We start from the raw sequence: 22529 nt of genomic DNA on the forward strand, positions 1-22529 counted from the left end.
AATAGGACTGAAGGCGCGAGCGTGTAGAGAGGGCGATGACTGCGAGCCCGTTACTGTGACACGGCACGCGTGTTGGCTGCAGAAAGCCTCGACCGCTTCGGCCCCTCAGCGTTCAACAGGGCTGTACCCCAATTCGTACGAGAGCTTCTGCGCGCACGCGCGCAACGCGGTATCGACGACGCCATTCCAGGCGATGTCGAACGCGCCTTCGTGGCCGAGCGCGATGAGCCCGAGCGCGAGGTCGCCCGTGGCGTCGAAGACTGGCGTGCAGAACGCATGGATGGTCGGCAGCAGCATGCCTTCGACGCGCGCGGCGCCGTGTTCGCGCACTTCGGCCAGCGCGCGCTCCAGTTCTTCATGAGAGCGCGGCGTCGAGCCCGACACGTAATGCTGCGCGCTGCCGAGTTCGCGTTCGATCATCGGCCCGGTTTTGCTGCGCGGCAGGTAGGCGGCAAACAGCAGCCCCGTGGCGGAGCTGAGCATGGGCATGACATCGCCGAGCTTGAGCGAGGCCTTGGCCGGATGGCTCGATTCCATCCAGTGCACGACCGTCGGCCCCTGATTGCCCCATACCGCAATGCCCACGGTGATGTCGAGCGCGTCGCGCAGTTCGGCGAGCGCGATGCGCGCGAGCTTCACGCCGTCCACGCGTGCAAGCCGTGCGAGCCCGAGTTGCAGCGCGAAGCCGCCCAGTTCGTAGCGGCCCGAGAGCGGATCCTGCGCGACCACGCCGAGCCGCATGAAGCTCACGAGATAGCGATGCGCCTTCGCCGGGCTCATGCCCGCGCGCTGCGCGAGGTCGCGCAGCATCATCGCGCGCGGCTCGTTGGTCAGCACCTCGAGGAGGCGAAAGCCCACTTCGATCGACTGAATCCCCGAGCGCAGTTTCTCTTCGCCGGTGTCGGCGCCGTCTTGTGCGTCGGTTGCATCGTCGAGGTCGATGGCGTCGTCGGCGGGCGTGGCGGGCGCGGCCGGTGCGGCCGGTGCGCCGGCGGAACGTGCGGATCGGGAAGACGGCGGCATGAAGTCGTTCGGGTCGTGGTGTTCGAAATCCAGTGCGCGGTCCCGCTTGGGCCGCATCGATTCACCATCGTAGAATACATTTCCTCTATCGTCATCCACGCCCCATTCCATGAAACTCGCCACGCTGAAGGACGGCACCCGCGACGGTCAGCTGATCGTCGTTTCCCGCGACTTGCGCAGCGCCGCCATTGCCGACGCGATCGCGCCCACGCTGCAGCGCGTGCTCGACGACTGGCGCTTCTACGCGCCGCAACTGCTCGATCTCTACGACACGCTCAACCACGGCCGCGCGCGCAACGCCTTCAGCTTCGACGCCCGCCAGTGCATGGCGCCGCTGCCGCGCGCCTACCAGTGGGCGGACGGCTCGTCCTATGTGAACCACGTCGAGCTCGTGCGCCGCGCGCGCGGCGCGCAGATGCCACCCGAGTTCTGGACCGATCCGCTCATGTACCAGGGCGGCAGTGACGATTTCATCGGCCCGACCGACGACATCGTGTGCGCATCGGAAGCGTGGGGCATCGACTTCGAGGCTGAAGTCGCCGTCATCACCGGCGACGTGCCGATGGGCGCGAGCCCGGAGGAAGCGCTCAGGGCGGTGCGGCTCGTCGGGCTCGTGAACGATGTCTCGCTGCGCAACCTGATTCCCGCCGAACTCGCGAAGGGCTTCGGCTTTTTCCAGAGCAAGCCGGCCTCGTCGTTCGCGCCCGTTGTCGTGACGCCCGACGAACTCGGCGAGCACTGGCGCGAGGGCCGCGTGCATCTGCCGATGCTGGTGTACTGGAACGGCAAGAAGGTCGGCCAGCCCGACGCGGGCACCGACATGGTGTTCCACTTCGGCCAGTTGATCGCGCACGCGGCGAAGACGCGCAATCTGCGCGCCGGGGCGATCGTCGGGTCGGGCACGGTCTCGAACAAGGATGCGAAGCGCGGCTACTGCTGCATTGCCGAGAAGCGCTGTCTCGAGACGATCGAGCATGGCGAGGCGCGCACCGAATTCATGAAGTTCGGCGACACCGTGAAGATCGAAATGCTCGACGAAGCGGGCCACTCGATTTTCGGTGCGATCGATCAGGCGGTGGCGCCGGGGGCTGAGTCCGCCTGAGTTGTCCGGGAGGGATTAAGCGGGGGTTTAGCCCGATTCCGCACGCTTCGCGTGCGGCTACACTGCCCACTCGAAGCCGTACGCAGAATACGCTCGACAAACACAAGGAGACACCGTGAAGCTTCTTCGCCCCCGTCGTTTTGCTGGCTCGCTGGCGTTCAGGCTGGCTGCGCCATGCGCGGCGCTCGCCAGCCTTCTCGCCCCCACGCTCGTGCTCGCGCAGGTCAAGGTCGGACTCGTGCTCTCGCTCACCGGCCCGGCCGCTTCGCTCGGCATTCCCGAGCGCGACACGGTGGCCATGCTGCCCACCCAGATCGCGGGCCAGCAGATCCAGTACATCGTGCTCGACGACGCTTCCGACACCACCCAGGCCGTGCAGGACACGAGAAAGCTGATCGACGAACAGCACGTGGACGTCATCATCGGTTCCTCAATCACGCCGAACACGCTCGCGATGCTCGACGTAGTCGCGCAAAGCGAGACGCCTGCGATTTCGCTGGCGTCGTCGGCGAAGATCATCGAGCCCGTCGACGACAAGCGCCACTGGATGTTCAAGACGCCGCAGACCGACGCGATGATGGCCGCCGCGATCGCCGAGCACGCGGCTGCGCACAACGTGAAGACCGTCGCCTACATCGGCCAGGCCGATGCGCTCGGCGAGGCCTTTTATGCGGAAGTCGCGAAAGCCACGCAGGCGCGCGGCATCAAGATCGTCGCGAGCGAGCGCTTCAATCGCACCGACCCGAGCGTGACGGGCCAGGCGCTGAAGATCGTCGCGGCGAAGCCCGACGCCGTCGTGGTGGGCGCGGCCGGCACGCCCGCCGCGCTGCCGCCCAAGGCGCTCAAGGAACGCGGCTACAAGGGGCTCATCTATCACAATCACGGGGTGGGCAATCGCGACTTCCTGCGCGTGTGCGGCGCCGACTGCAACGGCACGTTCCTGCCCGCGAGCCCGGTGCTGGTGGCTGCGCAACTGCCCGCGGGCGAGCCCGCGCGGCGTCTCGCGCTCGACTATATTTCGCGCTACGAATCACAACACGGCGCCGGGTCGGTGTCGGCGTTCGGCGCCTATGCGTGGGATGCGGGCCTGGTGCTCGGCAGCGCGATTCCGGTTGCGCTCAAGTCGGCTGAGCCGGGCACGAAGGCGTTTCGTCAGGCGCTGCGCGACGCTATCGAGTCGACGCGCGACCTGCATACCACCAACGGCGTCGTCAATATGAGCGCCACGGACCATCTGGGGCTCGACGCGCGGGCGCGCGTGATGGTCGAGATCCAGGACGGCAAATGGGTCTACCAGCCGCGTTGATGTCGCGTCGATATCGCATCCAATGATTCTGCAATCCGAAACAATCGAGGAACCGCCCATGAACGATCCTTTTTACGCCCACTATCACGCGCTGCGCGTGCGTCGGCACGAGCACGGCATTGTCGAGATCGTGATGAGCGGCGAAGGCGCGAACAAGAGCGGCCTCGCCACCGCCGACGCCAGCATGCATCGCGAGCTGGCCGAAATCTGGCGCGACGTCGACCGCGACCCCGACGCGCGTGTCGCCGTGATCCGCGGCGAGGGCAAGGGCTTTTCGGCGGGCGGCGACCTTGCGCTCGTCGAGGACATGGCCACGCATTTCGACGTGCGCGCGCGCGTCTGGCGCGAGGCGCGCGACCTCGTCTACAACGTGATCAATTGCAGCAAGCCCATCGTTTCGGCGATGCATGGTCCGGCGGTGGGCGCGGGGCTCGTCGCGGGCCTGCTCGCCGACATCTCCGTCGCGGCGAAATCGGCGCGCATCATCGACGGGCACACGCGCCTTGGCGTGGCGGCGGGCGACCACGCGGCGATCGTCTGGCCGCTCCTGTGCGGCATGGCGAAGGCGAAGTACTACCTGCTGTTGTGCGAACCGGTGAGCGGCGAGGAGGCCGAGCGCATCGGCCTCGTCTCGCTCGCGGTGGACGAGAACGATCTGCTGCCCAAGGCGTTCGAGGTCGCGAAGCGCCTTGCGAACGGCTCGCAGACCGCGCTGCGCTGGACCAAGTACGCGCTCAACAACTGGCTGCGCCAGGCGGGGCCGAATTTCGACACGTCGCTGGCGCTCGAATTCATGGGCTTTGCCGGACCCGACGTGCACGAGGGCGTGAAATCGCTGCGCGAGCGGCGCGCACCGGAATTTCCGGGCGGCGATCCGTTCTAACGGGACCGCGGCCGCGCGGTATGATCGAAGCAGACTATCCGCGCTTTGCGCCGTGTGTGGCTAGACGCGCCGCGCACCGCAAGCCGCTGCCCACACTGGCCGGCCCGCAGGGCCGCCAACATCGCGAGGGAGACTCCGCATGACCGAATCCACAGGCACCGTGCCGCCGTTCCCGGGCTTTCCCGGCTTTCCGCCCGCTGAAATGCTCGACCGCATGTGGGGGATGATGCGCCTCACGCCGTTCGGCAGCGCCTTTCCCGGCAGCGAGCCGGGCGCGGCGCAGGGGCTCGGGCCGTCGCTGTCGATGATGTCCGACATGATGACGCCGCTCACCAACATCGAGGAGCTCGACAAGCGCATCACCGACCTGCGCGCCGTCGAGCAGTGGCTCAACCTGAACCTGAGCATGCTGCAGTCCGCGATCCAGGCGCTCGAGGTGCAGCGCGCGACGCTGTCCACGCTGCGTGCGTTCGGTGCGTTTGCGCAGTCGCAGATGAGTTCGTCGAGCACCCAGAGTGCACCGGAACCCGAGCCGCGCGCTGCGCGCCCGCAGCCGGGCGCCGAATCCGCAGAGGCCGGGCAGGCGGCGGGCGCCGATGGGGCGGGCGCCGGTGCGTCGCCGCCGCCGGGCTTCGACGCCTCGTCGTGGTGGAACCTGTTGCAGTCGCAGTTCAATCAGCTTGCGCAGTTCGCGATGGCCCAGCCCGCGGCGGCGGCCGAGGCGGCGCAGGCTGCCGCCGAAGCGGCCGCGCCGCGCGCGAAGCCGGCGACCAAACGCACAGGCAGTGGCAGCAGCAATGGTGGCGGCAGCGCGGGCAAGACGGCTGCGCGAAGCGCGAAGCGCCCGCCGGCGCAACCCGAGTAAAACCGGGTCGCGACACGGTAAGGGCAGTCAACAGCCATTTCGTCCTGCGGGACGAAGCACACGGGGAGCGTCGGCGTCATGCGGCTTGCGCTCGTGATGATGGGCGGCGGCGCACGCGCGGCCTACCAGGCCGGCGCGCTGCGCGCGCTCGCGGAACTTGCCGCGCAGGCCGAGCCGTCGCGGCGCGCGATGCCGTTCACGGTGATCTGCGGCACCTCGGCGGGCGCGATCAACGCCACTTCCATCGCCAGCCACGCCGATCATTTCCTGCATGGCGCCCAGCGCCTTGTCGAGATCTGGTCCTCGCTGAACGCCGCCCAGGTGTATCGCGCCGACGTGCCCGGCGTCGCCGCGGCGGGGGCGCGCTGGCTTGCGGCGCTCATGTTCGGCTGGGCCACCTTCGGCCTCGCCGCGCGGCGCACGCCGCGCACGCTGTTCGACAACACACCGCTCGCGCATTTTCTGGCGGACACGCTCAACTTCCACCGCATCGAGCAGATGCTTGACGAGCGGCTCCTGCACGCGCTTTCCGTGACGGCGCTCAGCTACTCGTCGGGCCGGCATCTGACCTTCTATCAGGCGAGCGAGCCGATCAGCGCGTGGCGGCGCGCGCAGCGCACGGCGCGCATGGTCGCGCTCACGCCCGCGCATCTGCTGGCTTCGGCGGCGATTCCCTATGTGTTCCCCGCGGTGCGCCTCGAACTCGACGGCCATCACGAGTATTTCGGCGACGGCTCGATTCGCCAGATCGCGCCGCTTTCGCCGGCCATCCATTTCGGCGCGCAACGCATCGTCGTGATCGGCGCGACTGCGAGCGCGCCCGAGGTGCCGGCCGCGCGCCCCGACATCGACGCCTATCCGACGCTCGCGCAGGTTGGCCAGCAGGTGCTCGCGAGCGTGTTTCTCGACGCGCTGAGCGCCGATATCGAGCGCATCGAGCACGTGAACCGCATGGTGTTGCACTTGCCGCACACGGTCGATCCGGAAAGCGGCTGGCGGCACATCGACGTGCTCGCAATCCGGCCGAGCGAGCGCATCGAACTGGTTGCCGCACGCCATTTGCACGAGTTGCCGCTCTCGGTGCGCATGCTGCTGGGCGCAGTGGGCGGCAATCGTGCGTCGGGCGCAGCATTTGCGAGCTATCTGCTGTTCGAAAGCGCTTTTACTCAGGAGCTGATCGAACTCGGTTATCGCGACACGCTCGCCCAGCGCGAGATCCTTTTGGCATGGCTCAAGCAGCCGTCGGACTTGCCCGCAGGCGTAGTGCATGGGCACCCCGAGGCGCGCCGGAACTGAAAGATCGGCGTGCTATCATCGTGTAAGGTTTTTCCGACCGTCGTGGGGCATGCGTTTGGCGTAGCGATTGCGGCAATTTGCCGCATATTGCCGGGCCGCCCACCGGGAGGTATCCCGCGACAATTCCGGCAGCCGGGTTCAAGGCAGGGTGAATTACCCAGAATCCATCACGGCGCCATTCAATCCGGCATTACAGATTGCCACTCGACAGGAAGTAATCTGTTTAGCGGGGTGTAATTGCGTCCGGGCGGCCGGTAACCGCGTAAAATTAAATGTTTTCGCCTGTGGGCACGCGCGAGGAAGCCAACGCGACGCGCCGCGGGCGGCACGATAGAAGTCGTCATGCGCAGAACAGGGGCGGGACTATGAACACGATGCTTTATCCGGAACTTTACAAATCGCTCGAATCGGTCCGTTGGGACATGGAAAAGGACATTCCATGGGATAAGTTCGACGCGTCGCTCCTCACCGACGAGCAGGCTCAGACCATCAAGATGAACGCGATCACCGAATGGTCCGCGTTGCCGGCCACGGAGATGTTCCTGCGCGACAACCATCATGACAGTGACTTCTCCGCGTTCATGAGCGTGTGGTTCTTCGAGGAGCAGAAGCACTCGCTGGTGCTGATGGAGTACCTGCGCCGCTTCAAGCCGGAGCTCGTGCCCACCGAGGAGGAGCTGCACGCCGTGCGCTTCACGTTCGATCCGGCGCCGCCGCTCGAGACGCTTATGCTGCACTTCTGCGGCGAGATCCGCCTGAATCACTGGTACCGCCGTGCAGCCGAATGGCACACCGAGCCGGTCATCAAGGCGATCTACGAAACCATCTCGCGCGACGAGGCCCGCCACGGCGGCGCCTACCTGCGCTACATGAAGAAGGCGCTCAACAACTTCGGCGACGGCGCGCGCGCGGCGTTCGCGAAGATCGGCGTGCTGATGGCCTCGGCGCGCCGCACCGAAAAGCCGCTGCACCCCACCAACCTGCACGTGAACCAGGCGCTGTTCCCGCGCGACACCGTGCAGTCGCGCCTGCCCGATCCGGAATGGCTCGAGCGCTGGCTCGACGAGCAAATCCGCTTCGACGACGGCTGGGAAAAGAAGGTGGTCGAGCGCATCCTGCACAACCTGTCGATCCTGTTCGAGCGCACGTTCAGCACGGCGCAGGAACTCAACCGCTACCGCAAGGAAGTGGTGCAGCGCCTGCAGGGCGAACAGGGTGCGCAGCAGCCGGCCTGACAGCCTGACCGTCCGTGCACCGCTGAACACCGTTCGTCTCGCGCCCGCCGCGGCGCGGCGAACCCGACAGCCCGGAGCGCTCGCGCGTGACGGGCTGTTTTTTCATCGGCGTGCTTTTTCTTCCGTTCTCAACCGCGATCCATTCGAATCCCATGCCCGCTTCCTTCGAACGCAAGATCACGACCCGCGAAGCGCTCGCGCAGCGGCGCGCCTCGCTGACCGGCCCGGTGGTGTTCACCAACGGCGTTTTCGACATCCTGCATCGCGGGCATGTCACCTATCTCGCCGATGCGAAGGCGCTGGGCGCGACGCTGATCGTCGGCGTGAACAGCGATGCCTCGGTGCGCATGCTCGGCAAGGGCGACGACCGCCCGATCAACAATGAGCATGACCGCATGGCGCTACTAGCGGCGCTGGAGAGCGTGGACTGGGTGGTGCAATTCGGCGAGCAAACGCCGATCGAGCTGATCGAGGCCGTACATCCCGACATTCTCGTCAAGGGCGGCGACTACGACATGGATGCGCTGCCCGAGTCGGCGCTCGTGCGCGGCTGGGGCGGCCGCGCGCTCGCCATCGCCTTCGAGCACGACCGCTCGACCACCAAGCTGCTGCAGAAAGTGCGCGCGCAGCAGGGCTGAGCGGTTTGGTCGGCGGGCGCACGGCTGCATGCTCGCGCGCCCGACGAGGCCAGCCTGGCCGGATTACTGCGTCGAGAGTTCGGAGGCCTTGACGGCGGGATCGGCCATCGGGCCGCCCACCACGGGCACGTCCAACGACTCCGAGGCCTTGATCGGCCGAACCAGCAGGCCTTCCGGGTGGATCTGCCGGTTCAGTTGCTTGTTGCCGCTCGTGGTCGTCAGCGGGGCCGGGCCGAACAGGCCGCGGACCGCCCCGAAGGCGAGCAGGTTGGCGAGAATCAGAATGGCGATCAGCCAGCGCAGCATCGTGTGAGACTCCGTCGATTTCGTTCTTGAAGTTCGCCGCCGCGCCGTGCGGCAGCATGCGCGCCCGGGCGCGCTCAGGATTGCATCGCGATCACTGCGAGGCCCGCGAGCACCAATGCATCGTGGCGAGTATGCGGCACCTTCAGCGCTGCTGTCACTTCGGCGGCCGCGCCGCCGCTCACGACCAGCCGGACCGGCATTTTCCACGCATCTTGCAAATCGGCCCAGGCGCGCTCGATCAGGCTCGCCTGGGCGAGCGCGCAACCGGCCGAGATCGAGCGTTTCGTGTCGGTCGCGAAGAGCGGGCCAAGTGTCGATGAAGCCGCAGCTGGCTCCGCGTTCATGCCCGCGCCGGAGCGTGGCTCGCCCTGCGCCGCGCCGATCAGACCGCGCGCGTTATGCGCGTCGAGCACCGGCAATTGCGCCGTGTGCTCGCCCAGCGAGCGCATCATGAGCGACCAGCCCGGCGCGATCAGGCCGCCCTCGAAGGTGCCGTCGGCGCGCAATGCCTCAAGTGTGGTTGCGGTGCCGAAGGTGGCGATGAGCAGCGGTTCGTCCGGAAACGCCGCGTGCGCGCCGATCATGCCGGCCCAGCGATCGCTGCCGAGTGCGTCGGGCGTCGTGTAGCTGTTCGTCACGCCGCATTGCTGCCGGGCCGAGCGGATCACCGTGCGGGCGAGGCCTGGCCAGTGGGCGTCGAGTGCGGCGTCGATGCGCTGCGCCACCGCCGCGCCCGCGACGTTCGAGATCCACGCGCCGCCAGGCGCGGGCAGCGCCGACCAGTCGGCGAAGTCGCGCACGACCGGGGTAACGGCTGGGGCAACAGTTGAGGCAGCCGCCGCGGCGGGCGATGAAATGTCCGGGGCCGCGTCGTGGCTCGACGCGCCCGCATGCAGGCGCGAGCCGTCGGCGGCCACCAGCGCCCATTTGATCCGGCTATTGCCTGCGTCGATCAGCAGATACGGGGACGGGCCGGCATGCGGGGCGCTGCGCGTACCGCTCATGCGCCGTTGCCCGCGAGCCGCAGGGAAATATCGCCGGTCGTGACGGCCTCGCGGCCGCGTGCAGTATCGACGAGCAACTGGCCGCTCTCATCCACGCCCACGGCCACGCCGCGCAAGATCTCGGCGCCTTGCTCGTAGAGCGCGACCTCGCGGCCCGCATAGGCGTGGCACGCGTTCCAGCGCGCCTGGAACGGCGCGAAGCCCGCCGTGCCGAAGCGTTGCAGCGCGCTTTCGAGCGCGTTGAGCTCGGCGGCGAGCACATCGGTGAGATTGGCGGCGGGCCACACGCGCGAGAGCGCGGTGGGCGCGGCGCCCGGCACCGGTGCGGCCTGCTGCGAGGCCGGGTCGGCGTTGAGCGCGTCGACCTTCGCCGCCAGCGCCTCCGGATGGCGCACGTTCGTGCCGATGCCAATCACCACCGCCGTCGCATCGGCCGTGCTCCACGCGGTCTCGACGAGGATGCCGACCAGCTTGTCGCCTTCGAGCAGCACGTCGTTGGGCCACTTGAGCGCGATCTGGCCGGGCGCGGCCACGGGCAGCGTGCGCAAGCCGTCCACGAGCGCCGAGCCGATCGCGAGGCTCAACCCCGCGAGGCCTTCGATCGGGCGCGGCAGCACGCAGCCGATCGAGAACAGCAGCGCGTCGCCGGGCTGGGCGACCCAGCTGCGGCCACGCCGGCCGCGTCCCGCCGTTTGCAGATAGGCCACTCGCACGATCGGGCGCGCGAGCGCGTCGGCGCGATGCGGCAGCGCCTTCAGGCGCGTCATCAGGTCGGCGTTGGTCGAGCCGGTTTCCTCTACGATCTCGATGGGCCAGTCGTTCGCGGCCGGGCCGAACAGCGTCACCGCGCGGTCCCGGTCGATGCGCCAGTCGTCGGCGCTCGGAGTATTGGGGGTAGGGGTCATCATGGTCTCGTATTGTAGTGGCGGCCAACCGTGCCGCGTACGCGGATTTCATCCCGGGCTTTGCCTGTTATGCAGGCAATTCACAGGCTGCCCACAGCTGGCCCACAGGTTATCCACGGAATCATCCACAGGCGCCGGGATGGCGTGCGTCGATCGACATGCGCTCGGCCACGCTCGATATTCGGGCATTCCACAACGTGCCCACAGGCTGCCAACAGGTCATCCACAGCGTTGTCCACAGCGAGCCATGAGCGCAGTATGCGCTTCGCGCGGGCGCTCGGATCGGTGCGCGTCCCGACCGACGAAACGGGGCTCGTTCGCTACAATGGTTGATCACTTCTTCTTTTGCCCGAGCGTCCCGCCTTGACTCAAGAGATGCCGCCCGGCCTCGAAATCGCGGCCGGCACCCACGGAAAAATCGTGCGCCTGTCCGGTCAATGGACCGCGCTGGCGCTCGCGCGCGACCGCGACAATGGCGGCGCGGCGCGGCGTCTGGGCGCGCTCGTTGACGAGCGCATCGGGCAATGGGATCTCTCCCGTATCGAGCGCATGGATCACGTGGGCGGCCAGGCACTCTGGCGCGTCTGGGGCCACAAGCTGCCGGCCGATCTCGTCGCGCTGTCCGACACGCAGCGCGACATCTTCGAGCGCATTGCGCTGCTCGATTCGGTGCGCGAGCCCGCCGAGCGCGTGGTGCGCACGGGCCCCGTCACACAACTCGGCCTTGCGATGTTTTCGTTCGGCGATCATCTGTACGGCGGCCTGGCCATGCTCGGCCGCGTGGTGCTCGATCTGCTCCTCATCCTGCGCAAGCCGAAGGTCACGCCCTGGATCGAGATTTCCGCGAACATCTATAACGCCGGTACGCGTGCGTTACCGATCACGGCGCTCGTCGCGTTTCTGATCGGCATCGTGCTCTCGTATCTGTCGGCGCAGCAGTTGCGGCTCTTCGGGGCAAACCAGTACATCGTGAATATTCTGGGCCTCGCGGTGATCCGCGAGCTCGGGCCGGTGCTCTCGGCCATTCTGGTCGCGGGGCGCTCGGGCTCGGCCATCACGGCGCAGATCGGCGTGATGCGCGTGACCGAGGAGCTCGACGCCATGCGCGTGATGGGCATCTCGCACGGCCTGCGCCTGATCCTGCCGCGCGTGATCGCGCTCGGCGTGGCCATGCCGCTGCTGGTGATGTGGACCGACATCATCGCGCTGCTCGGCGGCGCGCTCGCAGCCAAGGCGGTGCTCGCCATCGACATCTCGTACTTCGTGCGCTCGCTGCCGGGCGTGGTGCCGATCGCGAACCTGTGGATCGGGCTGGGCAAGGGCGTGGCGTTCGGCATGCTGGTGGCGATCGTCGGCTGCCACTTCGGCTTTCGCATCAAGGCGAACTCGCAGAGCCTCGGCGAAGGCACGACCACTTCGGTCGTGACTTCCATCACCATCGTGATCCTTGCCGACGCCGTGTTCGCGATTCTGTTCCAGAACGTGGGGCTGTCATGAGCGCGATCGGCACACCCGCAACACCCGGCGCCTCCCGTACGATGGGCGCGCCCGGCACGCTGACCACGACCGGCACGATGACCACGCCGCTCAAGGGCGCGGTCGAGGACTTGCCGTTGCCGGTCATCGGCGAGCCCATCATCGAGGTGCGCGATCTCACCAAGCGCTATGGGCGCAACATCGTCCATCAGCATCTGAACCTCGACATCCGCCGCGGCGAGATTGTCACGATCGTGGGCGGCTCGGGCTCGGGCAAGACCACGCTCGTGCGCCAGATCCTCGGCCTCGAGCGGCCCACCTCGGGCACCATCAAGATGTTCGGCGAAGACATCTCGACGATCGAGCCCGAGCGCGCGCGCCTCATGCGCACGCGCACCGGCATGCTGTTCCAGCACGGCGCGCTGTTCTCGTCGCTGTCGGTGTTCGACAACGTGGCGCAGCCGGTGCGCGAGCTCGGCAAGGTGCCGGCGGACCTGTTGCGCGACATCGTGATGCTCAAGCTCGAAATGGTCGGCTTGCCGTGCAAGCACGCTTCGAAGCCGCCGGCCGCGCTCTCGGGCGGCATGGTCAAGCGCGTGGGCCTCGCGCGCGCGATCGTGCTGGAGCCGGAACTGCTGTTTCTCGACGAGCCGACGGCGGGGCTCGACCCGCGTTCGTCGGACGAAGTGGTGGAGCTCATCAGCACGCTGCATCGCGCGCTCGGTCTCACGGTCGTGCTGATCACGCACGACCTCGACGCCATGGTCGCGCTGTCCACGCGCGTGGCCGTGATCGCCGAGCGCAAGGTGCTGGTGGCCGCGCCCGTGGAGGAGGCTGCGTGCGTGGACGACCCGTTCATCCGCGAATATTTTTTGGGCATGCGCGGCCGGCGCGCGCTGCAAGCGCTGCCGCCCGAGCGGCGCGCGAAGCTGCCGCCGGCGGCGCTCGCGTCGGCTTCGGTGGGCGCCAAGCCATGCTGAGGCGCATCACGCGAGGCTGCACGGGTGCGCGCGAGCGGCGCCGTGCCGCGTTCCTGGCGGCACGGATCGGCGCACCGGCGGTGGCGCGGTTGAGGGCGGCAGTCGTCGCCAACAAGGGAATCTGACGATGGAAAACAAAGCGCATGCGTTCTGGGCGGGCGCCTTCACAATCGGTCTGCTGGTGGTGATTGCGTTCGCGGTCGTGTTCTTCAGCGCCGACCATACGGTGCGCGTGCCCTACGACCTGATCTCGCGCAGCAACGTGACGGGGCTCTATCCCGATGCGGCCGTGCGCTACCGCGGGCTCGACGTCGGCAAGGTCCAGTCGATCAAATTCGATCCAAACCATCCTGGGCAGATCCGCATCCGCGTGCTGGTCGACCAGAAGGCGCCGATGACGCGCTCCACCTTCGGCTCGCTCGCGCTGCAGGGCGTGACGGGCATCGCCTTCGTGCAGCTCGACGACAACGGCCTCGATCTGTCGCCGCTGGTTTCGTCGGAGAAGCACGTGGCCGAGATCCCGCTGCGCCCGGGCTTGCTCGACCAGTTGCAGCGGCGCGGCGACGCGCTGCTGCGCAAGCTCGACAGCATCGCCTCCGACGCCGACCAGATGCTGAGCGAGGAGAACCGCAAGCAGATCATGGCGGCGGTCAACAGCGTGCAGCAGGCCGCGGACAGTATGAACATCATTGCGCAGCAACTGGAGCCGGCCACCAAGCTCCTGCCGGGCACGGTCACGGACCTGCGCAAGACGCTGCAATCGACCAATCAGCTCGTTATCGGCCTGAACCGCCCGGACGGCCCGTTCCAGACCAACCTGAACAAGGCCGGCAGGGCGGCGGCCCAGGCGGGGCAGGCGCTGAGCTCGATCGATGCGTCGATCCAGGAGCTCTCGGCGCGGGTGGGCTATGACACGCTGCCGCGCGTCGACTCGCTGACCGAGGACGTGCGCTCGGCGATGCGCTCGGTGGACCGGGCCGCAGGCACCTTCAGCACGAGCCCGAACAGCTTGCTGTTCGGCGGCGCGCCGCAGCCCGCGCCGGGGCCGGGCGAGCCGGGCTTTGCCTGGCCCGCCGGCGCGGGCGCGAAGTAATGGACGGGAAATAGCCGGCGCGAAGCCGCTTCGGGCAAAAACCGGCAAGAACCGCAGCAAGCCATTTCAGGAAGGAACCGCAATGTCACGCCACGCCACTTCGTCACGCTCGTTTCCGAGGCTTTATCGCGCCGCGCTCGCGGCGCTCGCCATCGGCATGCTGGCGGCGTGCGCCGGCCGCTCCGTCACGCTTTCCGAGGTCCACTACGACCTGGGGCCGCAACAGGAGGCGGCGAGCCCATCGGCGGCGTCATTGTCTGCTCCGTCCGCTCCGACTGCGCCGTCGCCGGCCTCACTGCCGCCGCTGAAGGTGCTCGAAGTGAACGCGCCGCCGACGCTCGACCACGACGGCATCCTCTACCGCCTGAACGGCGACTCGCAGCGCACGGGCCGCTACGCGGACAGCCGCTGGACGATGTCGCCCGCGCGCCTGCTCACGCTGCGCCTGCGCAGCGCGCTCGGCTCGCGCGCCACCGTGCTCTCGGGCGCCGATGCCGTGCCGGCGCCCCTGCTGAAGGTCGAACTCACCGAGTTCGAGCAGGTGTTCGACTCATCGACGCAAAGCGCCGGCGTGCTGGCCGCGCGCGCGACGCTCATGCGCGGCGGCAAGGTCATTGCGCAGCGCTCGTTCGTCGCGCGCGCACCCGCGAGCACGCCCGACGCCGCAGGCGGCGTGGCGGCGCTGCGCGCGGCGAGCGACGATTTTGCGGGCCAGGTCGGCGCGTGGGTGAGCGCCCAGGCGTTCGCCGGCACGCCTTGAGAAACGCGAGGTCCGGGCGCGCTGGCTGGCCGGACGCATCAGAAGAGGTGGTACTGGCGGTATGTCGTCACCCAAACCCGAAGCGCTGCCGCGCCAGGCTTCTACGCTCTCGCGTCAGGCGTTTGCGCTCTACACCGCACTGATCGTCTACGCCTCGTGGTATCCGTTCTCGGGCTGGCGCTCGCTCGGGCTCGGTCCCTTCGACTATCTCGGCGATCCCTTTCCGAAATACTGGACCGTCTTCGACGTCGTCACCAACGTGCTCGGCTACATGCCGTTCGGCGCGCTGGCCGTGCTCGCCGCCTGGCCGCGCTGCCGCGGCTTGCTGGCGGTCGCGCTCGCCACGCTCGGCGGCGTGCTGCTGTCGGGCGTCATGGAGGCGGTGCAGACGTATCTGCCCACGCGCGTCGCCTCGAATCTCGACCTCGCCACCAACGTGCTCGGCGCGTTGCTCGGCGCGGCGATCGCCGCGCCGGCCACGGGCGCGCTGCTCGAACGCGGCTTCCTGCGACGGCTGCGCTTTCGCTGGTTCGAGCGCGACGCCGGCGCGCTGATGGTGCTGGCCGCGCTGTGGCCGTTCGCGACGATGTTTCCGGCGCCGCGTCTGTTCGGCATGGGCGACTGGCCGCGCGCGCTCTGGGAGCGCTTCGACGCTTCGATGCAAGGCGCGGTGCTCGCCTGGGTCCCCGCCGCGTGGCACCTGAGCGCGTGGCCCGATGCGCTGGTCGCGCGCCTGCCGGAATCGGACTGGGAGACGCTTGTCACCGCGCTCAACCTGTTCGGCGCGGCGGCGTTCGCCTCGCTGCCGATGCGCGCTCGTGCACCGCGCGCGCGGCTCATCGTGCTGCTGATCGCGACCACACTCGTCGTGAAAGCGGGCGCGACTTTCCTGCAGTCGCAAAGCGGCCTGCTGTTCGACTGGGCCACGCCCGGCGCGCTCGCGGGTCTCGGCTGGGGCACGCTCGCGGCCTTTCTCGCGCTGTACCTGCCGCGCACGGCGCGCGCCGCCGCCGCGACGGCAGCGCTGGCCGTCTCGCTCGTGCTCGTGAACCTGCTGCCGGTGAGTCCCTATTTCGACGTGCTGCTCGCCGACTGGCGTCAGGGCCGCTATCTGCACTTCAACGGGCTGGCGCGCTGGCTCGCGTGGATGTGGCCCTGGGCGGCGCTCGGCTGGACGGCGTTCTCGCTGGAACGCGCGTGGCTTGCGCGGCGCGCACGGAATCGGGTGCGCTCCAGCCGCTGAGTGTGGCCATCGAGGCGCGGCCTCGCGTCCCGCACGCACGCGGATGGCGCGAGAAGCGTTCGCGCCGCGCTCGCTATAATCGATCGCATTCCGCCAACCGCACTGCACCAGCCGCGCGCGAACGTGATTCAACCGTGAGCCGAACGCCACGCGCGCCGCGCCCGTCACTTCACCGGTATCCCTCGCCATGACCGATTCGTTTTATCAACACCACGTCTTTTTCTGCCTGAACCAGCGCGACCCGGGCGCCGATCGTCCGAGCTGCGCGAACTGCAACGCGCAGGCGATGCAGGAATACGCGAAAAAGCGCGTGAAGGAACTGGGCCTCGCAGGTCCGGGCAAGGTGCGCATCAACAAGGCCGGCTGCCTCGACCGCTGCGAGGAGGGCCCCACTGTCGTCGTGTATCCCGAAGGCACCTGGTACACCTATGTCGACGAGAGCGACATCGAGGAAATCGTCGTCTCGCATCTGCAGAACGGCCAGGTGGTCGAGCGCCTGAAGATCGACCGCTAAGAACATCACGCAAGATCCGCAACGATGAACGCACAAACCGAAAAATTCCATATCGACGGCCCCGTCGGCCAGATCGAATGCGCGCTCGACAGGCCCGACGCGAACACGCCCGTGCGCGGCATCGCGCTTGTCGCGCATCCGCATCCGCTGTTTGGCGGAACCATGGACAACAAGGTCGCGCAGACCCTCGCGCGCACGCTTGTGCAGCTCGGCTACGTGACTTACCGGTCGAACTTTCGCGGCGTCGGCACCACGGCCGGCACGCATGACAACGGCATCGGCGAACAGGACGACCTGCTCGAACTCATCGGCTACATGCGCGCACAGCCGGGCCAGGCCGACATGCCGCTCGTGCTCGCGGGCTTCTCGTTCGGCACCTTCGTGCTTTCGCACGTGGCGAAGCGCTATCAGGAAGCCGGCGGCCAGATCGAGCGCATGGTGTTCGTGGGCACCGCGGCCAGCCGCTGGGAAGTCGCGCCGGTGCGCGAGGACACGCTGCTGATTCACGGCGAGCTCGACGAAACCGTGCCGATTCTCTCCGTGTACGAATGGGCGCGCCCGCAGGAGTTGCCGATTGTCGTGATTCCAGGGGCAGAACACTTTCTGCATCGCAAGCTGCACATCCTCAAGCGCATCATTGTCGACGCCTGGCGTTGATGTGATAGATGAAGTACGAAATGCGCGACAGGTACGCGCAAACGTGTGCCCAGTTGGAAAAACGCCATCACGTGGCGCGTATAATGGGCCGTCTTTTTTTGCGCACCGCCGCGCCCGTTTTCCTGTATTCCGGCGTGTGAGCGAGGCGCCGCAGTTAGCTCCCCACTTTGGCTCCTGACTTCGGCCTCCCATCTGCGCGCCTCGTGGCGCGCAACGTTCATCCCGACCCCAATCCGTTCGACCTGAACCTTATGCGTTTTCTCTCCTCCGGCCAGCAATCCTTCTTCGTCTCTTCCTCCACTGTCCGCAACGTCACGCTCGGCGCCATGCTGCCCGCCGCGCTCCTCGCGAGCGCGAGCGCGTTCGCGCAGGTGCCGCCGCCCGCGGTGAACGCGCGCTCGTGGGTGCTCATGGACGCTACCGCGAACCAGGTGCTCGCCTCGGGCAACGCCGACGAGCGCGTCGAGCCGGCCTCGCTCACGAAGCTGATGACCGCCTACCTCGTGTTCGAGGCGCTGCAGGCCAAGAAGATCACGATGGAGCAGATCGTCACGCCGAGCGAAGCCGTGCGCCGCGTGCGCACCGACGAATCGCGCATGTTCATCGAGGCGAACAAGCCGGTGTCGGTGCATGACCTCGTGTACGGCATGATTGTGCAGTCGGGCAACGATGCGGCGATCGCACTCGCGGAGCTCGTGGGCGGCAGCGAGGCGAACTTCGTCAACATGATGAACGCCGAGGCGCAGAAGCTCGGCATGGCGCACACGCATTTCGCCGACGTGAACGGCATGCCCGACCCGAATCACTACACGACGGCCGGCGACCTTGCCACGCTCTCCGCGCGCATGATCCGCGACTATCCCGAGTACTACAGCATCTTCTCGGTGAAGGAGTTCACGTACAACAAGATCAAGCAGCCGAACCGCAACCGCCTGCTGTGGATCGACCCGACCGTCGACGGCCTGAAGACCGGCCACACCAAGGCGGCGGGCTACTGCCTGATCGCGTCGGCCAAGCGTCCGCTCGCGGGCGGCGGCGACCGCCGTCTCGTCTCGGTGATGATGGGCGAGCAAAAGGAGCACGACCGGGTTCAGGACAGCATGAAGATGCTGAACTACGGCTATAGCGCCTACGACAGCACGCGCATCTATGCGGCGAACCAGGCCGTGGCCACGCCGCGCGTCTACAAGGGTGCGACGGATTCCGTGAAGGTGGGCGTGAAGAAGGATCAGTTCGTGACGCTGCCCAAGGGCGCCGCCGACAAGGCCAAGCCGCAGGTCGAGATCACGACCCCGCTGATCGCGCCGCTCGCGGACGGGCAGCAGGTGGGCACGGCGAAGTTCGTCGGCGCCGACGGCAAGGTCCTCGCGCAATTCCCGCTGGTCGCTCTCCAGGCGGTGCCGCAAGCCGGCATTGCGGGCCGCGTGTGGGATTCGCTCATGCTCATGTTCAACAAGAAGAAGTAAATGGACGCATCGACAACGGCCGCGCATGAAGCCGAGCCGCTCGTCTGGCTCGACTGTGGGCGCGGCGGCGTGCTCACGCCGCTTTCCGAAGCGCGCGTGCCGGTGCTCGACCGCGGCTTCATCTTCGGCGACGGCATCTACGAAGTGGTGCCGGCCTACGCGCTGGATACGCACGAAGCCGGGGGCGGCGCGGCCAAGCTGCGCGTGCCGTTTCGCATCGCGCAGCATCTCGCGCGGCTTGCGCGCTCGCTGGACAAGGTGGGCATTGCGAATCCGAACGACCAGGCCGGCTGGCGTGCGCTCATCGCGCGCGTGATCGAGGCGAACGAGGCCGCGGGCGCACTCGCGCGCGATGCGCACGCGAACGTCTACCTGCAGGTGACGCGCGGCGTGGCGAAGCGCGGCCACGCGTTCCCGGCGGGCGCGAAGCCCACCGTGTTCGTGATGGTCAGCCCGCTCGTGCTGCCCAGCGCCGCGCAGCGCGCGAGCGGCGTGGCCTGCGTCACGGCCGAGGACCGCCGCTGGCTCAATTGCGACATCAAGTCGACCTCGCTGCTCGGCAATGTGCTGATGGCGCAGAACGCGGTGGAGCACGGGGTGTTCGAGACGATCCAGCTGCGCGACGGCTGGCTGACCGAAGGGTCTTCGTCGAACGTATGGATCGTGAAGGACGGCGCGCTTTACGCGCCGCCGCGCAGCAACAAGATTCTCGAAGGCATCCGCTACGGGCTCGTCGAGGAACTGGCGCAGGAGTGCGGGATTCGCTTCGAGGCGCGCGAGATCGACGAAGCGGCGCTGCGGGCCGCAGACGAAATGCTCGTGACTTCGGCGACCAAGGAAATCCTGCCGGTGGTCGCGCTCGATGGTCAGGCGGTGGGCAATGGCAAGCCGGGGCCGGTCTTCGCGGCGCTTTACGAGGGTTATCAGCGCGCGAAAGCGCGCGAGGCGCACGCGATGCTCGCGGCGCGCGAAGCTCATGCGGCAGCTGGCAAGTAAGCCCGCGCCGCACGATGAGACGCTAAGGGAAGTGGAAATATGACTGCATCTGTACTGAACGGCGGCGCTCAGGCGCCGGCCAAAGAATCCCTGATCGAATTCCCCTGCGATTTCCCCATCAAGGTGATGGGCAAGACGCATCCGGAGTTTCAGGACACGATCGTCGCCGTGCTGCGCGAATTCGACAGCAGCTTCGACGCCGCGACCATCGAATCGCGGCCGTCGAGCGGCGGCAACTACACGGGCCTCACGGTGACCGTGCGCACGACGAGCCAGGCGCATCTCGACGATATCTATCGCGCGCTCACCGGGCATCCGATGGTGAAGATCGTGCTGTAAAACCTCGCGGCGTTGCGCTGGCGAGGGTGTGTTGCAAGGGCTGCTTTCGGGCGGCCCTTGTTGCGTTTACGGATTCAAAGCGCGGATTCAAAGCGCGGATTCAAAGCGCATCGTCCTCGCGTGCGCGCAGGGCCGCGGCGGCGGCCGTCATCAGCGGGCCCGCTTCGCAGGCGTTCTCATAGAGCCGCCGGAAGCGCGCGACTTCGTCGAACACCCAGTCGCGAAACGCCTGCACGCGCTCGGTCTGCATGCGCTGCTGCGTGCAGATGAAGTAGTAGCGCCACGGGCTTGGTCCGTCGATGTCCTTGAAAAGCCGCACGAGCCGCCCGCGCGTGATCTCGTGCATCGCGAGCGAGCGCCGCACGAGCGCGATGCCCTGGCCGTCCATGGCGGCCTGCAGCAGGTTCGACGAGTCCTGGTAGAGCACGCCGCGCTTGGGCTCGGGCATGTCGTGCATGCCGGCCGCGTCGAACCAGGGGCGCCAGAGTTCGTCGTCGGAGCGCAGAAGGGGCAGCTTCGCCAGCTCGCGCGGGTCCTCGGGCAGCTTGCCGCCGTTGAAGTCCGGCGAGCACGCGGGAAAGAAGATCTCGTCGAGCAGGAGTTCGGCGTGCAGCCCGGGATAGTGGCCGTAGCCGAAGCGCACGGCCACGTCGACATCGTCGCGCGCGAAATCGACGAGCGAGTTCGTCGATTGCAGCTCGACGTCCCATTGCGGATGGGCCTCGATAAAGCGGCCAATGCGCGGCGTGACCCAGCGGGCGGCGAACGACGAGAGCATCGACACCACGAGGCGCCGGTCGCGGTCGCCCGCCCGGATCTCCTGGGTGGCGAGCGCCAGTTGGGCGAGCGCGTCGCGCACCTGGCCCGCGTAGCGGCGGCCCGTGTCGGTGAGGCGCACGCGCTTGCCGTCGCGGGCGAACAGCGCGATGCCGAGCTCGCCCTCGAGCGCGCGAATCTGGTGGCTGACCGCGCCGTGCGTGACGAATAACTCGTCGGCGGCGCGCGAAAAGCTTTCGTGGCGGGCGGCGGCCTCAAACGCCTTGAGGGCGTTGAGCGCTGGAAGCTGGCGCAGGTCCATCGCAATTTTTCTCACATAGCCGTGAAAATTGATCGTTTTGCCCGATCCCTTGCTGCGCCTACGATTGTAGCCATGGATGCGGCACCTTCGGAGGCGAAAATGAGAGAAATTTCTTCGGATATCACGTTTGAAGTGGCGGCGGATCAAGTGGCTTCGGTGCGGGTGGCGCACAGCACGCGGCTGACCGTGCGCTGCGGCGCGGTCTGGGTCACGCGCAGCGACGACACCGCCGACTACTGGCTCGAACCCGGCCACACGCTGCGGCTGCGGCGCGGCGAGCGGCTGTGGATCGGCGCGGAGCAGGGCGGGGCGGCTTGGGTCGCGTTCGCGACGCCGGCGCGTGTGAGCGAGCGCGTGCTCGACTGGGCCGCACGTCTCGCGGCGCGTTGGGGCATCCACGCCGGCGACGGATGGCGCACGGTTTGAGGTGCCCGGCCGAGGGAGTGCGGCGCGCTTGTCCCGAATTAGGTAAACTTCGGGGATCATGTGCGCCACCCCGGTTTCAGTCTCCCCAACTTCACCCTCATCCGAGTCTGCCTCGACGGACGAGCGCTTCACGCCGCCCATCTTGCGCTGGCGCGGCAACGAGGCCTACCAGGCGAGCTTCGACGCCATGCGCGAATTCACCGCGCAGCGCGACGCAGAAACGCCCGATGAAATCTGGCTCGTCGAACATCCACCCGTCTTCACGCTCGGCCAGGCCGGCAAGCCCGAGCACCTGCTGATTGCCAATAGCGGCATTCCGCTCGTGCAGATCGACCGCGGCGGCCAGATCACCTACCACGGGCCGGGCCAGGTCGTGGCGTATCTGCTGCTCGACCTGCGGCGGCGCAAGCTGATGGTGCGCGAGCTCGTCACGCTCATCGAGCAGGCCGTGATCGAAACTCTGGCGGCGTATAATCTCGCGGGCGAACGCAAGGCCGGCGCGCCCGGGATCTATGTGCCAGAAGGCGCACCCGGACCCAGCGCGGCCCATGTGGGCGCCAAGGTCGGAGCACTCGGCCTGAAGATTAGCCACGGCTGCAGCTATCACGGCGTGAGCCTGAACGTCTCGATGGACTTGAGCCCGTTCCTCGCGATCAACCCGTGCGGGTATGCAGGCCTCGAAACCGTCGACATGGCCACGCTGGGCGCGCAAGCGTCTTGGCAAGACGTGGCCGCCACACTGGCGGCCCGGCTCGAGGCGAATCTTGCCGTACATTGGGATTCGACCCTTTCAGCAGCGCTTTCGGTGGCCGAAGCCGCTGCCTCAGACCCTTCAGCCGCACCCGCGGCCGGGGTGAACCCGGCCACATCGGCCACCATGGGCGGACAACCGCCGCAACCGCAGGCCGGCGTTGCACCGGCGGCCTGACTGGATCGAA

At 67.7% G+C, this 22529-nt stretch carries 24 protein-coding genes; 19 read left to right on the forward strand and 5 right to left on the reverse strand.

Annotation, left to right across the window (positions count from 1 at the left end):
- Positions 1 to 105: 105 nt before the first annotated feature.
- On the reverse strand, positions 106 to 1023 hold the full coding sequence (locus P5W98_RS01125) for an IclR family transcriptional regulator (RefSeq protein WP_421073881.1): 918 nt from the start codon (positions 1021 to 1023) through the stop codon (positions 106 to 108).
- Positions 1024 to 1132: 109 nt separating this feature from the next.
- On the opposite strand from P5W98_RS01125, the gene P5W98_RS01130 reads away from it, so the two are divergent.
- From P5W98_RS01130 to rfaE2, 7 genes are all read left to right on the forward strand, one after another.
- A complete protein-coding gene (locus P5W98_RS01130) occupies positions 1133 to 2125 on the forward strand; it encodes a fumarylacetoacetate hydrolase family protein (RefSeq protein WP_421022841.1) in 993 nt (330 codons plus the stop codon).
- Between the two features lie 115 nt (positions 2126 to 2240).
- Positions 2241 to 3431 (forward strand): ABC transporter substrate-binding protein, encoded by a 1191-nt coding sequence (locus tag P5W98_RS01135; protein ID WP_421022842.1) that lies wholly within the window; start codon positions 2241 to 2243, stop codon positions 3429 to 3431.
- A gap of 58 nt (positions 3432 to 3489) precedes the next feature.
- Entirely contained in the window at positions 3490 to 4314 is an 825-nt protein-coding gene (locus P5W98_RS01140) for an enoyl-CoA hydratase/isomerase family protein (RefSeq protein WP_421022843.1), read from the forward strand.
- Between the two features lie 139 nt (positions 4315 to 4453).
- Positions 4454 to 5179, forward strand: coding sequence for a PhaM family polyhydroxyalkanoate granule multifunctional regulatory protein (locus P5W98_RS01145; protein WP_421073446.1), 726 nt, complete (start codon positions 4454 to 4456; stop codon positions 5177 to 5179).
- 78 nt (positions 5180 to 5257) lie between these two features.
- Positions 5258 to 6475, forward strand: a complete 1218-nt coding sequence (locus P5W98_RS01150) for a patatin-like phospholipase family protein (protein WP_421022845.1) — start codon at positions 5258 to 5260, stop codon at positions 6473 to 6475.
- A gap of 374 nt (positions 6476 to 6849) precedes the next feature.
- Positions 6850 to 7710: a ferritin-like domain-containing protein gene (locus P5W98_RS01155; RefSeq protein ID WP_421025146.1), complete on the forward strand. Its 861-nt coding sequence runs from the start codon at positions 6850 to 6852 to the stop codon at positions 7708 to 7710.
- A 152-nt stretch (positions 7711 to 7862) separates the two neighbouring features.
- Positions 7863 to 8348, forward strand: a complete 486-nt coding sequence (rfaE2, locus tag P5W98_RS01160; protein WP_421022846.1) for a D-glycero-beta-D-manno-heptose 1-phosphate adenylyltransferase — start codon at positions 7863 to 7865, stop codon at positions 8346 to 8348.
- Between the two features lie 63 nt (positions 8349 to 8411).
- Here rfaE2 and P5W98_RS01165 read toward each other — a convergent pair whose 3' ends face one another.
- The 3 genes from P5W98_RS01165 to P5W98_RS01175 all read right to left on the reverse strand — a co-directional run bounded on the left by P5W98_RS01165 (position 8412) and on the right by P5W98_RS01175 (position 10566).
- Positions 8412 to 8654, reverse strand: a complete 243-nt coding sequence (locus P5W98_RS01165; RefSeq protein WP_421022847.1) for a hypothetical protein — start codon at positions 8652 to 8654, stop codon at positions 8412 to 8414.
- A 74-nt stretch (positions 8655 to 8728) separates the two neighbouring features.
- Positions 8729 to 9658 carry a type III pantothenate kinase gene (locus tag P5W98_RS01170; protein WP_421022848.1) on the reverse strand — a complete coding sequence of 310 codons (930 nt, stop codon included), beginning with the start codon at positions 9656 to 9658 and terminating at the stop codon, positions 8729 to 8731.
- Entirely contained in the window at positions 9655 to 10566 is a 912-nt protein-coding gene (locus P5W98_RS01175) for a biotin--[acetyl-CoA-carboxylase] ligase (RefSeq protein ID WP_421022849.1), read from the reverse strand. The genes P5W98_RS01170 and P5W98_RS01175 overlap by 4 nt, the downstream gene beginning before the upstream one ends.
- Positions 10567 to 10938: 372 nt before the next feature.
- Here P5W98_RS01175 and P5W98_RS01180 point away from each other — a divergent pair, with 372 nt between their 5' ends.
- From P5W98_RS01180 to P5W98_RS01225, 10 genes are all read left to right on the forward strand, one after another.
- Positions 10939 to 12060, forward strand: coding sequence for an MlaE family ABC transporter permease (locus tag P5W98_RS01180; RefSeq protein ID WP_421073882.1), 1122 nt, complete (start codon positions 10939 to 10941; stop codon positions 12058 to 12060).
- Between the two features lie 77 nt (positions 12061 to 12137).
- Entirely contained in the window at positions 12138 to 13019 is an 882-nt protein-coding gene (locus P5W98_RS01185) for an ABC transporter ATP-binding protein (protein WP_421025148.1), read from the forward strand.
- A 127-nt stretch (positions 13020 to 13146) separates the two neighbouring features.
- On the forward strand, positions 13147 to 14112 hold the full coding sequence (locus tag P5W98_RS01190) for an MlaD family protein (RefSeq protein WP_421073447.1): 966 nt from the start codon (positions 13147 to 13149) through the stop codon (positions 14110 to 14112).
- A gap of 82 nt (positions 14113 to 14194) precedes the next feature.
- Positions 14195 to 14872 (forward strand): ABC-type transport auxiliary lipoprotein family protein, encoded by a 678-nt coding sequence (locus tag P5W98_RS01195; protein ID WP_421022851.1) that lies wholly within the window; start codon positions 14195 to 14197, stop codon positions 14870 to 14872.
- A 61-nt stretch (positions 14873 to 14933) separates the two neighbouring features.
- Complete coding sequence (locus P5W98_RS01200) at positions 14934 to 16115, forward strand: VanZ family protein (RefSeq protein ID WP_421022852.1); 1182 nt, start codon at positions 14934 to 14936, stop codon at positions 16113 to 16115.
- A 187-nt stretch (positions 16116 to 16302) separates the two neighbouring features.
- The gene (locus P5W98_RS01205; protein ID WP_035524047.1) at positions 16303 to 16629 is read left to right on the forward strand and encodes a (2Fe-2S) ferredoxin domain-containing protein; all 327 of its coding nucleotides are present in this window, start codon (positions 16303 to 16305) and stop codon (positions 16627 to 16629) included.
- 24 nt (positions 16630 to 16653) lie between these two features.
- Positions 16654 to 17286: an alpha/beta hydrolase gene (locus P5W98_RS01210; protein WP_421022853.1), complete on the forward strand. Its 633-nt coding sequence runs from the start codon at positions 16654 to 16656 to the stop codon at positions 17284 to 17286.
- A gap of 251 nt (positions 17287 to 17537) precedes the next feature.
- Positions 17538 to 18752, forward strand: a complete 1215-nt coding sequence (locus P5W98_RS01215) for a D-alanyl-D-alanine carboxypeptidase family protein (protein WP_421025149.1) — start codon at positions 17538 to 17540, stop codon at positions 18750 to 18752.
- The gene (locus P5W98_RS01220) at positions 18753 to 19748 is read left to right on the forward strand and encodes a D-amino acid aminotransferase (RefSeq protein WP_421073448.1); all 996 of its coding nucleotides are present in this window, start codon (positions 18753 to 18755) and stop codon (positions 19746 to 19748) included. It begins immediately after the preceding gene.
- 39 nt (positions 19749 to 19787) lie between these two features.
- Positions 19788 to 20087, forward strand: a complete 300-nt coding sequence (locus P5W98_RS01225) for a DUF493 family protein (protein WP_421022855.1) — start codon at positions 19788 to 19790, stop codon at positions 20085 to 20087.
- A 100-nt stretch (positions 20088 to 20187) separates the two neighbouring features.
- Here P5W98_RS01225 and P5W98_RS01230 read toward each other — a convergent pair whose 3' ends face one another.
- Positions 20188 to 21165: a transcriptional regulator GcvA gene (locus P5W98_RS01230; protein ID WP_421022856.1), complete on the reverse strand. Its 978-nt coding sequence runs from the start codon at positions 21163 to 21165 to the stop codon at positions 20188 to 20190.
- 99 nt (positions 21166 to 21264) lie between these two features.
- On the opposite strand from P5W98_RS01230, the gene P5W98_RS01235 reads away from it, so the two are divergent.
- Together P5W98_RS01235 and lipB are read left to right on the forward strand one after the other, a co-directional pair.
- The gene (locus P5W98_RS01235) at positions 21265 to 21591 is read left to right on the forward strand and encodes a DUF2917 domain-containing protein (RefSeq protein WP_421022857.1); all 327 of its coding nucleotides are present in this window, start codon (positions 21265 to 21267) and stop codon (positions 21589 to 21591) included.
- Between the two features lie 58 nt (positions 21592 to 21649).
- Entirely contained in the window at positions 21650 to 22519 is an 870-nt protein-coding gene (gene lipB, locus P5W98_RS01240; RefSeq protein WP_421022858.1) for a lipoyl(octanoyl) transferase LipB, read from the forward strand.
- Positions 22520 to 22529: the final 10 nt, after the last annotated feature.

The sequence above is a fragment of the Paraburkholderia sp. A1BS-2L genome, assembly GCF_051125205.1.
Taxonomy (GTDB): domain Bacteria; phylum Pseudomonadota; class Gammaproteobacteria; order Burkholderiales; family Burkholderiaceae; genus Paraburkholderia.

What these genes read in the sequence shown, in the direction of transcription:
- P5W98_RS01130 (WP_421022841.1), top strand. Translation starts at nt 1,133, where the DNA reads ATGAAACTCGCCACGCTGAAGGACGGCACCCGCGACGGTCAGCTGATC.
- rfaE2 (WP_421022846.1), top strand. Translation starts at nt 7,863, where the DNA reads ATGCCCGCTTCCTTCGAACGCAAGATCACGACCCGCGAAGCGCTCGCG.
- P5W98_RS01145 (WP_421073446.1), top strand. Translation starts at nt 4,454, where the DNA reads ATGACCGAATCCACAGGCACCGTGCCGCCGTTCCCGGGCTTTCCCGGC.
- P5W98_RS01155 (WP_421025146.1), top strand. Translation starts at nt 6,850, where the DNA reads ATGCTTTATCCGGAACTTTACAAATCGCTCGAATCGGTCCGTTGGGAC.
- P5W98_RS01180 (WP_421073882.1), top strand. Translation starts at nt 10,939, where the DNA reads ATGCCGCCCGGCCTCGAAATCGCGGCCGGCACCCACGGAAAAATCGTG.
- P5W98_RS01125 (WP_421073881.1), bottom strand. Translation starts at nt 1,023, where the DNA reads ATGCCGCCGTCTTCCCGATCCGCACGTTCCGCCGGCGCACCGGCCGCA.
- P5W98_RS01185 (WP_421025148.1), top strand. Translation starts at nt 12,138, where the DNA reads ATGACCACGCCGCTCAAGGGCGCGGTCGAGGACTTGCCGTTGCCGGTC.
- P5W98_RS01235 (WP_421022857.1), top strand. Translation starts at nt 21,265, where the DNA reads ATGAGAGAAATTTCTTCGGATATCACGTTTGAAGTGGCGGCGGATCAA.
- P5W98_RS01225 (WP_421022855.1), top strand. Translation starts at nt 19,788, where the DNA reads ATGACTGCATCTGTACTGAACGGCGGCGCTCAGGCGCCGGCCAAAGAA.
- P5W98_RS01140 (WP_421022843.1), top strand. Translation starts at nt 3,490, where the DNA reads ATGAACGATCCTTTTTACGCCCACTATCACGCGCTGCGCGTGCGTCGG.
- P5W98_RS01200 (WP_421022852.1), top strand. Translation starts at nt 14,934, where the DNA reads ATGTCGTCACCCAAACCCGAAGCGCTGCCGCGCCAGGCTTCTACGCTC.
- P5W98_RS01230 (WP_421022856.1), bottom strand. Translation starts at nt 21,165, where the DNA reads ATGGACCTGCGCCAGCTTCCAGCGCTCAACGCCCTCAAGGCGTTTGAG.
- P5W98_RS01150 (WP_421022845.1), top strand. Translation starts at nt 5,258, where the DNA reads ATGCGGCTTGCGCTCGTGATGATGGGCGGCGGCGCACGCGCGGCCTAC.
- P5W98_RS01165 (WP_421022847.1), bottom strand. Translation starts at nt 8,654, where the DNA reads ATGCTGCGCTGGCTGATCGCCATTCTGATTCTCGCCAACCTGCTCGCC.
- P5W98_RS01215 (WP_421025149.1), top strand. Translation starts at nt 17,538, where the DNA reads ATGCGTTTTCTCTCCTCCGGCCAGCAATCCTTCTTCGTCTCTTCCTCC.
- P5W98_RS01210 (WP_421022853.1), top strand. Translation starts at nt 16,654, where the DNA reads ATGAACGCACAAACCGAAAAATTCCATATCGACGGCCCCGTCGGCCAG.
- P5W98_RS01220 (WP_421073448.1), top strand. Translation starts at nt 18,753, where the DNA reads ATGGACGCATCGACAACGGCCGCGCATGAAGCCGAGCCGCTCGTCTGG.
- P5W98_RS01195 (WP_421022851.1), top strand. Translation starts at nt 14,195, where the DNA reads ATGTCACGCCACGCCACTTCGTCACGCTCGTTTCCGAGGCTTTATCGC.
- P5W98_RS01170 (WP_421022848.1), bottom strand. Translation starts at nt 9,658, where the DNA reads ATGAGCGGTACGCGCAGCGCCCCGCATGCCGGCCCGTCCCCGTATCTG.
- lipB (WP_421022858.1), top strand. Translation starts at nt 21,650, where the DNA reads ATGTGCGCCACCCCGGTTTCAGTCTCCCCAACTTCACCCTCATCCGAG.
- P5W98_RS01175 (WP_421022849.1), bottom strand. Translation starts at nt 10,566, where the DNA reads ATGATGACCCCTACCCCCAATACTCCGAGCGCCGACGACTGGCGCATC.
- P5W98_RS01190 (WP_421073447.1), top strand. Translation starts at nt 13,147, where the DNA reads ATGGAAAACAAAGCGCATGCGTTCTGGGCGGGCGCCTTCACAATCGGT.
- P5W98_RS01205 (WP_035524047.1), top strand. Translation starts at nt 16,303, where the DNA reads ATGACCGATTCGTTTTATCAACACCACGTCTTTTTCTGCCTGAACCAG.